Source organism: Pseudomonas sp. QE6 (genome assembly GCF_041379005.1).
GTDB lineage: Bacteria > Pseudomonadota > Gammaproteobacteria > Pseudomonadales > Pseudomonadaceae > Pseudomonas.
Window position 1 is genome coordinate 3,733,727 of sequence record NZ_CP166873.1, and the last position, 13,026, is coordinate 3,746,752.

Consider the following 13,026-nt stretch of genomic DNA (forward strand, 5'->3'; position numbering starts at 1 on the left):
TCAAGCCTTTTCCATCGCCTGGCGTGAGACCTTGAGCACCAGATTGCGAGGCAGCAGCGGAACGATCCAGTCGAGCATGACGCGCAACTTGCATTCGTTAAAGGCAACCAGCTCCCCACGCTCCATAGCCTTGTAACCGCACTGCGCCACAGACTCTGCCGTCTTGGCATTTTTCCAGACTTCCACGCCCCGCAAATCGCCTGCGGCGACGAAACCGGTGGCTACCGCTCCTGGACATAAAACAGTGGCAGTCACACCGTATTCCCTTACCTCCTCGGCGATGGCCTGAGTGAAGGAAGTCACGTAGGCCTTGGTTGCGTAGTACACCGCTTGCAACGGGCCCGGCATGAACGATGCGGTCGACGAGACATTGAGGATGCGCCCGCGCCGACGCGACACCATGCCCTTCAGATAGTGATGGGTCAGCGAGGTAAGCGTCGCCATGTTCACCTGCATCATGGATTGATCAGCACTGAGGTCGCGCTCTACGAACTTGCCATGCCCGCCGAAACCGGCGTTGTTGATCAGAACGTCGATCGACAACCCCAAGGCTTCAGTGGCAGAGAAGATTCGATCCGCCGACCTGGGGTCGGCCAGATCCTCCACGATTACGTACGCCTTCACGCCGTACTGTGTCTGGAGTTCCTGCTTAATGGACTCAAGCTTGTCGCGCGAACGCGCTACCAGGACGACATCGCCATGCTTGCTTGCGTGGATGCGCGCCAGTTCAAGCCCGATGCCGCTCGATGCCCCGGTGATCAATGCAGTTCTGGAATTCATGACATCTCCTGGGTTGCGACCCAATGATTGGACGGGGAGATGCTAAGGATTGGGCTTTGGCGGAGCACTAGCACAAAGCGCCATGACTAATTCCGATCACGCCAAAATCTAAGCGGAAGGTCGCGTAGGGACAGGAGACCGAGGTGAAATTGTCGTTGGCATCCGATGCACAAGTGTTGCAGCTCGGTGAGTGGCTGGTGCTGGACGGACAGTGCATTGCCATGTCGAGCAGATGGTTTTTAGTATATGCATAAATAATATTAAAAATTTGTTGATTCAATTCATTTAGAAATAAAAGAATCGCCGGAAATCCCCACGGCGAAGCTCTGAAACGGCGCTCTCGCTCTTGTGTCTCAGCGAGATATTCATGTCCGGTCAACCCGATTCCACCGTTTTTTTCCGCCTCCAGAACGTGGGCAAGGCGTTTGCGGGCAATCGGGTGCTGGACGACGTGAATCTGGACATCCGCCGGGGCGAAGTGCTTGCACTGCTGGGCGCCAACGGTGCGGGCAAGTCGACCTTGGTGAAGGTGTTGGCCGGCTCCCATCCGCATGACGCCGGGCAGCTGTGCATCGACGACCAGGTTGTGCGCTTCACCTCGCCTCAGGACGCCAGGCGCCACGGGATAGTCGCGGTGCACCAGCAGGTCGAGCAGGGCGTGGTGCCTGGGCTGAGCGTGGCGGAGAATCTCCTGCTCGACGAGCTCTGCGGCGCATCCGGCGCGCTGCTGTTTCGACCGCGTACGGCCCTGCAGCGCGCCGCCGAAATTGCCGCCGGGCTTGACCTCCAGTTGCCGCTGGAGGCGCCCATCGAAACACTGGGGACCGCCGAGCGGCAATTGGTGATCCTGTCCCGCGCGCTGGCGCTCAGGCCACGTCTGCTGATCCTCGACGAACCCACCGCATCGCTCTCGACCCACGAAGCCGAGCGCCTGTTCGCTCTGATCGACCGGCTGCGCGAGCGCGGCGTGGCGATCCTCTACATCTCCCACCGGCTGTCCGATCTGCAACGCGTGGCGGACCGTGCGCTGGTGCTGCGCGACGGCCGTCTGGTGGGCGAATTCACGGCGCCGTTGGACCTTGCCGCCGCCGTGGAATCCATGCTCGGCGCTGCGTTGGGCGAGGTGGAATTGCAGCCGCTGGAGCGGGGCGAAAGCGTGCTTTCCCTGCGCGGCTGGCAGCTCGAAGCACAGAGCGCGGCCTTCGACCTGGACCTGCATGAAGGCGAAGTGGTTGCCCTGACCGGCCTGCTCGGCGCCGGCAAGAGCGAGATCGCCGAAGTCCTGTTCGGCCTGCGCAGGCACCACGCCGGATCGATCCGCCTCGACGGGCACGATTGGCTGCCGCGCACCCCGCGTGAAGCCATCTCCGCCGGCGTGTTCTTTGCCGCCGAGGACCGCGCGCGCAACTCGCGGGTGCCGGGATTCTCGGTGCGCGCCAGCATGACGCTGCCGTTCCTGCGCAGCTTCACGCGCCTGGGCTTCATCGACCGCGACGTGGAGCGGGCCAAGGTCGCCGAGCAGATCGCCGCACTCGACATCAAGGGGCCCGGTCCTGAACACCCGCTGGATCTGCTCTCCGGCGGCAACCAGCAAAAAGTCATTCTTGCCCGCTGGCTGCTGGGGCGGGGCCGCGTGCTGATCCTCGACGAACCCTTCCAGGGCGTCGACGTTCGCGCCCGCCGCGACATCGGCCTGCGCATCCGCGCCAGTGCTACAGGCCGCGCGACGCTTGTGATCTGCAGTGATCCGGACGAGGCCCTGGAAATCGCCGACCGCATCCTCGTCGTGCGCGACGGCGCGGTGGTCGCCGAGCTGCCTCGGCAAAACCTGCAGCGCAGCGAGATCGTCGCCCATCTCACTCCGAATATCCCTTCACGCCAAGGAGCCGTGCGTGTCTAGAACTGCCGTGAGCAGCGGAGCGACCATAGCCGTCGCACGCCTGCTCGACTTCCTCATCCACTACGCGCTGCTCCTGCTGCTGGCCCTGCTGGTGCTGGTGTTCGCCCTGCTGGAGCCGGCCTTCCTGCGGGTCGGCAACCTGTTCCTGGTGTTGCAGTCGGTGTCCATCGTCGCGCTGCTGGCCCTGGGCGTGACCCTGAGCATGGCCGTGGGCGGGCTGGACCTGTCCATCGGCGCGGTCGCCGCGCTGAGCCTGATGAGCGCCAGCTACGTCATGGTGGTGCTGGACTGGGGCCCTCTGGCGGCGATCCTCATCAGCCTCGGCCTCGGCACCCTGGTCGGGCTGCTCAATGGCTGGCTGATCGTGCGCATGCGCGTGCCGGACATCCTCGCCACCCTCGGCAGCATGTTCCTGGTGGTCGGCGTGCAACTGATCCCCACCGGCGGTCGCTCCATCGCCGTCGGCATGACCCTGCCCAGTGGCGATGAAGCGCCGGGCGCCTTCGCCGGCTGGTTCCTCGCCCTCGGCCGTGCCCAGTTGTGGGACCGCGTGCCGGTGCCCGTGGTGATCATGCTCGGCTGCGCGCTGCTGGTCTGGCTGTTCCTCGAACGCACGCGGCCTGGGCGGCTGTTCTATGCCATTGGCGGTAACGAGCAGGCCGCACGCCTGGCCGGTGCGGCGGTGGAGCGCTACAAGCTGCTCGCCTACGTGCTTTCGGCGCTGCTCGCTTCGCTGGGTGGATTGCTGCTGGCGGCGCGCCTCGGGCGCGGCGATGTCAGCTCCGGCAACGGCCTGGTGCTCGATGCCCTCGGTGCGGCGCTGATCGGCTTCGCCGTGCTCGGCGCGCAGAAGCCCAACGCCTTTGGAACGCTGGTGGGCGCGGTGCTGGTGGCGACCCTGCTCAACGGCCTGACCATGCTCAATGCACCCTATTACGCACAGGATTTCGTCAAGGGCGCGGTGCTGGTCTCGGCCCTCATGTTCACCTTCGGTCTGGCCCGGCGCGGGCGCTGATCGCACTTTTTTCGGAGATTCAACGGATGAAATTCACCCCCGCCAAATCCCTGCGCGCGCTGTTCGCCGCCGGGCTGTTGTTGTCCGGCGCCATCTCGGCCGAAGCGGCCGGGCTGCCCGGCGCGCCAGCACCCTTCGACAAGGGCGGCGTGCAGATCGCCCTGGTCGGCTACCTGTTCTCCGGCGACTTCCCCGAAGCCTACCTGCGCGGCGTGGAGAAGCAGGCCAGCGCGCTGGACGTGAAGCTGCGCGTCTTCGACGCGCGCCAGCAGGCCGCCACCCAGCGCGAGATGCTGGAGCAGGCCATCGACCTGGGCGTGGACGGCATCATCGTCCAGCTCGGTCTCGCCGAAACCCTCAAGGATTCGATCGACAAGGCGTTGGCCAAGGGCATCAAGGTCGTGACCTTCGACGTCGACGTGGACGACCCGCGCATTACCCGCGTCGAGCAGGATCACCGCGAACTGGCGCGCCTGGCGCTCAAGCAGGTGCTGCAGGACAACGGCAGCGCCTTCGACGCCGGCTACGTGTACATCGACGGCTTCACCCCCATGGAGCGCCGCGACGAAATCTGGCGCCAGGTGAAGGCCGAGAACCCCGGCATCGTCGAGAAGGCGCGCTTCGGCACGCTCAACGCGCCCATCGCCAACTCGGTGGCCGACCAGGCCAGCGCGGTGCTGCGCGCCAACCCGGACATCACGGTGTTCTTCGCGCCCTTCGACGAGTTCGCCAAGGGCGTGAAGATCGCCGTGGACGAAGCCGGGCTGGGCAAGAAGGTGAAGATCTATAGCGCCGACATTTCCACCGCCGACATCCAGATCATGAAGGAGGAGGGCAGCGCCTGGAGCGCCACCGCCGCGGTCAACCCGGAAGTGGCCGGCGCCATCAGCGTGCGCAGCCTGGCGCTGCGCATCGCCGGTGAGAATCCGGGCGAGCAGGTACTGGTGCCGCCGACCCTGATCACCCGCCAGCAGCTGCTGGACCTGGACGTGAAAAACGTCCGCGACCTGGCGCGCAAGGTGCCGGCCTTCGGCGAGGCGCAGAAGGTGGCGCAGGCGCCGTGGATTCCGCTGGCGAACTGAGGGGGCAGGGGATGCACGACAAGGCCAGGCGCCTGAAGAAGGCGCGCTCGCCGGCCGGCGACCCGCGTTACGGCGAACGCCTGCCGCCGGGACAGGTGCTGACGGAGCGCTTTCCGATCCTTCATGAAGGCGAGGTGCCGGACTATTCGCGCGAGGCCTGGCGTCTGCGTCTCACCGGTGCTCTGTCGCAAGCGCTGGAGTTGAGCCTGGACGAACTGCTGGCGCTGCCGCAGCGCGAGCTGGTTTGCGATATCCACTGCGTCACGCGCTGGTCGAAGTTCGACACCGCCTGGCGTGGCGTACACCTGTCCGACCTGATCGAACACTACGGCGTGATACCGTCCGGGGCGTTCGTCATGGCCCACGCCGACCACGATTACCAGACCAACCTGCTGCTGGAAGACCTGCTGCGCCCGGACAGCCTGCTCGCTACACATTACGCCGGTGAGCCGCTGACCCCGGTGCATGGCTGGCCGCTGCGGCTGGTGATCGCCGGGCGCTATTTCTGGAAGAGCGCGAAGTGGTTGCGCGAACTGGAGTTCAGCGAGGCTGACCGCCCCGGATTCTGGGAGCGCAACGGCTTCCACAACAAGGGCGAGCCTTTTCGCGAGGAGCGTTTTTCCGGCGCGGCGCTGGATATTCCCGAGGACGAATGGGAGCGCAAAGCCTTCGATTGACGTGCGCCACTGTTGCCGGGCGAACACCTGGTGCTGTTGCTCTAAGAACACCATAACCAGTTATAACCAAAGCATTTTTTATTCATTTGAAAGCATTCTGCCACTAGCTAGGATGACGTCTTCCCCATCTGGTCAGGGATGACCGGCGATACCGAGAAGCCGCGCCTTTTCGCTCATCACGAAAAGTGACCGGCCATGACACCTGGAGCGCTTTCCCGAGCACTGTTTTCTCCCTCCTGAGGGGAACAGTGGCTCGCGGTTTCCGGACTTCCGACACCAACCGCTCGAGTCAAAAAAATCCCAAGCGGAGTTCCGGACTCGCCGCCAACGGCGAGTGGCGCTCTTTAAGCGAGACAGGAGTATTTCGCGTGTTATCCCGTTCCCTTATTGCCGTTGCGGTGGCCTCGGTCATCGCCCAGGCCTCCGCACGCGCCGAGGAAGCCCCGGCGACCCCCGAGGCCACCACCAAGCTGGAAACCGTCCTGGTCACCGGCGCCCGCGGTAACCACCGTACCCTGTTGGATTCCCCGGTACCGGTGGACGTGCTCACCGCCGAGGACCTCAAGTCCACCGGCGCGGTAGGCGGCGAGCTGGGCCAGGCCCTGGCGACGTTGCTGCCGTCCTTCAACTTCCCGCGCCAATCCAACTCCGGCGGCGCCGACCACGTACGCGCCGCCCAGTTGCGCGGCATGAGTCCGGACCAGGTGCTGGTGCTGATCAACGGCAAGCGCCAGCACACCTCCGCGCTGGTCAACGACTCCTCGAAGATCGGCCGCGGCACCGCCCCGGTGGACTTCAACTCGATTCCCATCAGCGCCATCAAGCGCATCGAAGTGCTGCGCGATGGCGCCGGTGCGCAGTACGGCTCCGACGCCATCGCTGGGGTGATCAACATCATCCTCGACGATGCCCCGGAAGGTGGCGAAGTCTCCACCAGCTATGGCGCTTACCATACCCATCAGGACGCCATCGACCGCACCACGACCGACGGGCAGAACTCCTACACCAGCGCCAAGGCCGGCACCCGGCTGGGCGAGGAGGGCTTCATCCGCGGCGGCGCCGAATACATCAACCGCAACCCCACCAACCGCGCAGGCTTCGACGGCTTCGCCGACACCCCGGAACAGCGCAACTACGTGATGGGCGATGGCGTGGCGCGGGACGTCAACGCCTGGTTCAACGGCGACCTGGCGCTGGGCGACGGCAAGGCCTACGCCTTCGGCCTGTACAACGAACGCCACACCACCGGCGCGGAGTTCTACCGCTACCCGGACGAACACCCGGAGATCTACCCCAACGGCTACCTGCCGCAATCGCTGGGGGACAACCTGGACCTCTCCACCAGCCTCGGCTACAAGGGCCTGATCGCCGACACCTGGGACTATGACGCCAGCGTCACCCACGGTCGCAACCGCTTCGAGTCGTCCACTCGCCGTACCCTCAACGCGTCCCTTGGCGAAGACACGCCGACCAGGTTCGACACCGGCGACTACGAACTGCGCCAGAGCGTCGCCAACCTCGATCTCAGCCGCGAGCTGAGCCTGGCCGGGCGGCCGTTCGTGTTGGCGCTGGGCGGCGAGTACCGCTACGAAAACTACATCACCACCGCCGGCGATGCGGCCTCGTACTACGGTGTCGGCGCGGACGGCGCCGCCGGCCTGCGCCCGAGCGAGGAAGTGGACATCGACCGCAACGTCTTCGGCACCTACGTCGATCTCTCGGGCGACCTCACCGACCAGCTCTTCGTCGATGCCGCCGCCCGCTGGGAACGTTACGACGACGCCGGCAGCAAGCTCACCGGCAAGCTCAGCGGGCGCTATCAGCTGACCCCGGTGCTGGCCCTGCGTGGCGCGGCGTCCACCAACTTCCGCGCGCCGTCGCTGGCCCAGGTCGGCTTCCAGAACACCACCAGCAACTTCGGTGACGGCGGCACGCTCACCGATATCCGCGTGCTCTCGGTGAACGATCCCATCGCCCGCGCGCTCGGTGCGGAAAGTCTCGACCCGGAAACCTCGAAGAACTTCAGCCTGGGCTTGACCGCGCAGCTGAACGAGCGCTTCGACCTGTCCTTCGACGTGTTCCGCATCGACGTCGACGACCGCATCACCCTGTCCCAGCGCATCGGCAGCGACGCCATGGAGCAGTTCATCCAGGACAACTTCGGCGTGGCCGGCGTGCATGACGTGAACTTCTTCACCAACGCCGCCGACACTCGCACCGATGGCGCGGAGCTGGTGCTCAACTACCACCAGCCCTTCGTCGGCGGCCAGTTGGGCGTGACCACCGCGTACACCTACAACCACACCAAGGTACGCAGCACCAAGGGCACGCCGCAGCAGCTCTCCAACCTCGGCATCGGCGAGGACGCACTGGTGGGCGTGGAGGAGCGCAACACCCTCACCGACGCTGCGCCCAAGGACCGCTTCATCCTCACCACCATCTGGAGCGATGCGCAGTGGAGCCTGCTCGGCCGCCTGACCCGGCAGGGCGAGACCACCCGCGTGTTCGACTTCGGCGACGGCTACCACCCGGAGCAGACCTATGGCGCGGTGTGGCAACTGGATGCCGAGGTGGCCTACAAGTTCACCCCGCAGTTCAGCCTGGCGGTGGGTGGCAACAACATCACCGACAACTACCCGGAACGTTCCAGCTCGGAGATCAACTACGGCGGCAACTTGCCGTACGACGTGCTCTCGCCGATCGGTTCGAACGGTGCGTATTACTACGCCCGCGCCACTTACTCCTTCTGATCTGACGCAGGGGGCCGCGTTGCGGCCCCGCTGCTTTCCGGAGTCGATTCATGGCTGACAACGACGCCGGCCCGCGCCGGCACCTGGGTGCCATTCACGCGCTGCTGCTGACGCTGGGCATGGTGATCACCAGCGACATTCTGAAAACCGCGCCCACCGTGGCGCTCAACGTCGGTCAGGAGCACTTCTACGGGGTCTGGATTCTCGGCGGCCTGCTGTCGATGGTCGGTGCGCTGTGCTACGTGGAGATGGCTTCGGCCTTCGCCCATCCGGGCGGCGACTACCACTTCCTCGAACGCGCCTACGGTCAGCGGGTGGGCTTCCTGTTCGCCTGGTCGCGCTTCGCCATCCTGCACACCGGCTGGATCGCACTGATGGCGTTCCTGTTCGCCGATCATTTCAGCGCCTTGCTCGGCCTTGGCCAACTGGGCAACGTGCTGTTGGCGGGCGGGCTGGTCGCCGCGCTGGTGGCGCTCAATCTCATCGGCTGGCGCGTGAGCCTCGGCACCCAGGCCGGTTTGGTGGCGCTGGTGGCGGCCGGTTTCCTCGGCATCGTCGGTGCCGGCCTGTGGCTGGAGTGGCGCGGCTTCGTCCCGCTCCCCGTGGCGCCGGTCGAGCCGGAGCAGGTGGGCGTTGCCGGTTTCTCTGCTGCGCTCATCTATGTCTTCCTCGCCTTCGGTGGCTGGAGCGATGCGGCGACGCTGTCGGCGGAGCTGCGTGACAGCCGCCGCGGTATCTTCACCGCCATGCTCGGTGCGCTGGCGGCGTTGTTGCTGATCTACCTGGCGCTGAACTGGGCGTTCATTTGCGGCCTGGGCTTCGACGGCCTGGCCGCCAGCGGCGCGCCGGCGCTGGAACTGCTCGGGCTGGCCTTCGGCGCGCCGGGTGTCGGCCTGATCATGGCGGTGGTGGTGGTGTCCGCCGTCGCCAGCATCAACTCGACGCTGATCGTCGGCAGCCGCACGACTTACGCCGCGGCGCGGGATGTTCCGGCACTGCGCGCCCTCGGCCGCTGGGATGTGCGTCACGGCGTACCGCGCGCCGCACTGCTCGCCGAAGGCGTGGTGGCCTTGCTGCTGATCCTGGTGGGTGGCTGGAGCGGTCATGGCTTCAACACCATGGTGGAGTACATGACGCCGGTGTACTGGCTGTTCCTCAGCCTGAGCAGCATGGCGCTGATCGTCCTGCGCCGCCGCCATCCGGACGTGCCCCGGCCGATCCGCGTGCCGCTCTATCCCTGGCTGCCGCTGGGCTTCCTCGCGGTGTGCCTGTACATGCTGTATTCCAGCGTCGCCTACGTCGGCTGGGGCGCCTTGCTGGGCTTGGCGGTGCTGATGCTCGGCGGGTTGCTGCAACTGACCCTGCGCCCGCGCGCGGCGCAGTCCGAAGACTGGCAGGGAGAGGGCGCCTAATGCGCGCGAAGCGACTTTGGCGCAACGGCGCCGTGACCGTGCTGCTGGCGGCCCTGGTAGGGCTTTGGCTGAATGAGCCTAAGGTCAGCGCCAGCGGTGAGGCGAGCGGCCGGCGCATGCTGCGCACGGAGCTGTACCTGGAGGCGGTGGAGCTGTCGCAGTGGGAGGACTTCCTCGCCCGCGAGGTGACGCCGCGCTTCCCCGATGGCCTCAGCTGGCTCGACCTGCACGGTCAGTGGCGCGGCCCCAGCGGCGGGCCGGAGAAGCTGCCGTCGCGGATGCTGATCCTCATCCATGCCGACAACCCCTACACGCGCCAGGCGCTGGCGCAGATCGGCGCGGACTTCAAGAAACGCTTCGGCACGGCGGTGCTGCAGGTCAGCAGTCCGGTTCGCGCCCGCGACCCGGACTGGACGCCGCAACGCCTGGACAACCCTCAGCTGTCGCGCTGAAGCCCGGCCTCGATCAGGTCGAGCATGTAGCGCGGCAGGGCGAACGCGGCCTGGTGTACCTCGGGGGTGTAGTAACGGGTCACCAGGCCGCTATTCGTGAAGCGCTGGCGCAGGGTTTCCAGCGCGGTGCGGCGGGCCTTCTCGCTGTTGGACGCCCAGCCGAAGGCCATGCTGCCGCCGATGTAGGTCGGCACCGCCGCGTGGAAGAAGCCCCAGTCGGCGAAGGACTCCGCCAGTCGCCGCGCCGTGCCGCCCAGTTCCTCCGGCTGGAAGAAGGGCACGCCATTCTGCGTGGCGAGGATGCCATCGCCGCCCAGGCGCTGCTGGCAGTTGCGGTAGAAGGCGTCGGTGAACAGGCTCGCCGCCGGACCGCCCGGGTCGGTGGAGTCGCAGAGGATCAGGTCGAAGGTTTCGCGGCTCTGCGCCAGGTACTCCAGGCCATCGGCGTAGATCAGCCGCAGGCGCGGATCGTCCAGCGCGCCGGCCGAATGCCTCGGCAGCAGCTCGCGGCACAGCTCGACCACCTGCGGATCGATCTCCACCGCGATGATCTCCTCGATGCCGGCATGGCGGACAATCTCCCGTAGGATGCCGCCGTCGCCCACACCGATCACCAGCACGCGGCGCACCGCACCATGGGCGAGGATCGGCACATGGGCGAGCATCTCGTGGTAGACGAACTCGTCGGCCTCGGTGGTCTGCACCACGCCATCCAGCGTCAGCACGCGGCCAAAGCGCCGGTTGTGGAACACCTGCACGTCCTGCTGGCCGGTGTTGCCCTGGTAGATGGGTTCATCGATGGTCAGCGCCTGCGCGTAACCGTCGTGCAGCGTCTCGCGGAACATCAGAACGACACCTGCGCCGGTTGCGACAGCCGCAGCACGGAGAGGTCGCCGGTGATGCGCTTCCAGGCCAGGCGAATGGCTTCGATGTCCTTGCCACGCGCCGCGCTGTCTTCATGCAGGACCACGATCACCTTGGTGCTCAGCCGCTCCGGCGCCGGCGCGCCGTGGTCACGCCACTGGCCGTAGGCATCGTAGGCGGTGAAACCGTCCGGGAAGCGCGGCGTCACTTCCTGGTCGAGGAACTGTCGCCAGCGCTGCTCGCTGATCCTGTCCTTGCCGTCCTCCTGGCCCAGCGCGAAGTACAGCTCGGTGCGTAGCCACTGCGCCTGCGCCGGCCGGGTCGGGTCGCCTTGCAGGGTCGAACTGGAAGGGTTGGTGGTATGAACGGAAGGGGCGGGCGGGGTGGCGCAGCCAAACAGCGCCAGGGCGAGGCTGGCGGCGAGCAGATGGCGGAACATGGGACTTCCTTGCGGTGATGACAGTTGAACCAAACCGCCACTATAGAAGGTCATCTGTTATTTCATTAAATATTAAAAACGCATTCTCATATATCTGATTTTGCATTTATAAAATGTGCATCGAGGCGCTCTAGGCCGTGGGTTGCAGCCGGCACCGAAGTTTTTGCGAGCTGGTTAGATTCAATATTCACTACGGTTCTTTGCTAAGCACTGGATGAGATATCCATGACGCCGAAAAGATCGCTCTTCAAGTGTTGGAGTTCGTTATCGCTACGCAAATGAAACCATAACGAACATGCCCGGCATCATCGAGACAGAATCGCGAGTTGATGCAGCGAAACCCACCGCTTCCTCGCCATCTTGTTCCGTCGCCGCGCATTCCTAGAATCGGCCCCATTCGCAGTCACTCAACTCTATCGATTCAGGGAGCTCCACCATGATGAACGCCATGCAGATGCCGATGAACAGCAACGCCATGATGCCGATGATGGGCATGCCGATGATGATGGCGACCATGGAATGCGAGATGCTCGACGACGGCATGATGTGCAAGATGAAGCCGGCCATGGGCATGGAAATGGCCATGTTCCGCAACAGCGCCGACATGATGTCGATGATGATGAACTGCGGCATGCCGATGATGATGCACTGCGGCAACATGATGATGATGGGCATGTCTCAGTCCGCCATGGCCATGATGCCGATGATGGGCATGATGAACCCGATGATGTCTATGCCGATGATGGGCATGAACATGGGCATGCCGGCCATGAAGTGCATGATGGAGTGCTCCATGCAGGGCGACATGATGATGTGCAAGATGATGCCGATGCAGGGCATGAACATGGAGATGTTCAAGAACTGCTGCATGCTGATGAACAAGATGATGGAGTGCGGCATGCCGATGATGATGAGCTGCAACGGCATGCCGATGATGTGCTGCACCTGCTGATAGCGGCGCACTGAAATGAAAAGGCCCGGTGGGGAAACCCGCCGGGCCTTTGGTTTTTTGACGGGTGGAATCAGTCCAGCCGTTCGGCGTAGGTAGTGACGAGGTAGGCGACCGCGTCGCTGTCGGCGGGGTTGCGGTAGCTGTGCGGCTGGTCGGCGAAGAACAGGATGGAGTCGCCGGTGCCGAGGAGGAAGCGTTCCTCGTTGACGCTGATTTCCAGCACGCCCTGGGCGACCACCAGGTTTTCCTGGGTGCCCGGCGCGTGGCCGGTGGAGTGCTCGATGGCCAGGCCCTGCAGGCGCAACTCGTAGAATTCCACCTGGCGCGAGACGTCGAAGGGGAACAGCGCGCGGCTGACGAAGGCGCCGTCGCCGCTGACCAGGCGTTTGCTCTCCCGTGCCGGAAGCACGGCCACGCCTTCGAAGGCGCGGTCGTCGAGGAAGGCGGCGACCGAGACTTTCAGGCCCTGGGCGATCTTGCACAGCACCTTGATCGACGGAACGCTGCGGCCGGATTCGATCTGCGCGAGCATGGTCCGGCTCACGCCGGAAAGGCGCGCCAGGCCGTCGAGGGAGAGGTTGCGCTTGGCGCGCAGGCGCAGCAGGTTGCTGGCGACCCGTTCGCCGATGGGGTCTTCGGGTGTGCCGGTCGTGGCGTCGAACGCCACGGCGGGCAACTCCGTGGCGAGCGGCAGGCCCATGGC

General features: G+C 65.2%; 12 protein-coding genes. 8 read left to right on the plus strand and 4 right to left on the minus strand.

The genetic code is table 11. From position 1 onward, the window contains the following. Positions 1-780 (minus strand): SDR family NAD(P)-dependent oxidoreductase, encoded by a 780-nt coding sequence (locus ACAW63_RS17215; protein ID WP_371227130.1) that lies wholly within the window; start codon positions 778-780, stop codon positions 1-3. Between the two features lie 367 nt (positions 781-1,147). On the opposite strand from ACAW63_RS17215, the gene ACAW63_RS17220 reads away from it, so the two are divergent. The 7 genes from ACAW63_RS17220 to ACAW63_RS17250 all read left to right on the plus strand — a co-directional run bounded on the left by ACAW63_RS17220 (position 1,148) and on the right by ACAW63_RS17250 (position 10,068). Then, positions 1,148-2,680 carry a sugar ABC transporter ATP-binding protein gene (locus ACAW63_RS17220; RefSeq protein ID WP_371227132.1) on the plus strand — a complete coding sequence of 511 codons (1,533 nt, stop codon included), beginning with the start codon at positions 1,148-1,150 and terminating at the stop codon, positions 2,678-2,680. Then, positions 2,673-3,695 (plus strand): ABC transporter permease, encoded by a 1,023-nt coding sequence (locus ACAW63_RS17225; RefSeq protein WP_371227134.1) that lies wholly within the window; start codon positions 2,673-2,675, stop codon positions 3,693-3,695. Before ACAW63_RS17220 ends, ACAW63_RS17225 begins: the two co-directional genes overlap by 8 nt. A 26-nt stretch (positions 3,696-3,721) precedes the next feature. Then, positions 3,722-4,777: a substrate-binding domain-containing protein gene (locus ACAW63_RS17230; RefSeq protein ID WP_371227136.1), complete on the plus strand. Its 1,056-nt coding sequence runs from the start codon at positions 3,722-3,724 to the stop codon at positions 4,775-4,777. 11 nt (positions 4,778-4,788) lie between these two features. Next, complete coding sequence (locus ACAW63_RS17235) at positions 4,789-5,454, plus strand: sulfite oxidase-like oxidoreductase (RefSeq protein ID WP_371227139.1); 666 nt, start codon at positions 4,789-4,791, stop codon at positions 5,452-5,454. 368 nt (positions 5,455-5,822) lie between these two features. After that, positions 5,823-8,204: a TonB-dependent receptor plug domain-containing protein gene (locus tag ACAW63_RS17240; RefSeq protein WP_371227141.1), complete on the plus strand. Its 2,382-nt coding sequence runs from the start codon at positions 5,823-5,825 to the stop codon at positions 8,202-8,204. A 50-nt stretch (positions 8,205-8,254) separates the two neighbouring features. After that, positions 8,255-9,616 carry an APC family permease gene (locus ACAW63_RS17245; RefSeq protein WP_371227142.1) on the plus strand — a complete coding sequence of 454 codons (1,362 nt, stop codon included), beginning with the start codon at positions 8,255-8,257 and terminating at the stop codon, positions 9,614-9,616. Beyond that, positions 9,616-10,068 carry a DUF3574 domain-containing protein gene (locus tag ACAW63_RS17250; RefSeq protein ID WP_371227144.1) on the plus strand — a complete coding sequence of 151 codons (453 nt, stop codon included), beginning with the start codon at positions 9,616-9,618 and terminating at the stop codon, positions 10,066-10,068. Before ACAW63_RS17245 ends, ACAW63_RS17250 begins: the two co-directional genes overlap by 1 nt. On the opposite strand, the gene speE is transcribed toward ACAW63_RS17250, so the two are convergent. Together speE and ACAW63_RS17260 are read right to left on the minus strand one after the other, a co-directional pair. Then, the gene (speE, locus tag ACAW63_RS17255; protein WP_371227146.1) at positions 10,053-10,913 is read right to left on the minus strand and encodes a polyamine aminopropyltransferase; all 861 of its coding nucleotides are present in this window, start codon (positions 10,911-10,913) and stop codon (positions 10,053-10,055) included. The genes ACAW63_RS17250 and speE overlap by 16 nt on opposite strands. After that, entirely contained in the window at positions 10,913-11,371 is a 459-nt protein-coding gene (locus ACAW63_RS17260) for a DUF3574 domain-containing protein (protein ID WP_371227148.1), read from the minus strand. The genes speE and ACAW63_RS17260 overlap by 1 nt, the downstream gene beginning before the upstream one ends. Before the next feature lie 436 nt (positions 11,372-11,807). Here ACAW63_RS17260 and ACAW63_RS17265 point away from each other — a divergent pair, with 436 nt between their 5' ends. After that, positions 11,808-12,323 (plus strand): hypothetical protein, encoded by a 516-nt coding sequence (locus ACAW63_RS17265; protein ID WP_371227150.1) that lies wholly within the window; start codon positions 11,808-11,810, stop codon positions 12,321-12,323. 70 nt (positions 12,324-12,393) lie between these two features. On the opposite strand, the gene ACAW63_RS17270 is transcribed toward ACAW63_RS17265, so the two are convergent. Continuing rightward, on the minus strand, positions 12,394-13,023 hold the full coding sequence (locus ACAW63_RS17270; protein ID WP_371227152.1) for a helix-turn-helix domain-containing protein: 630 nt from the start codon (positions 13,021-13,023) through the stop codon (positions 12,394-12,396). Positions 13,024-13,026 lie beyond the last annotated feature (3 nt).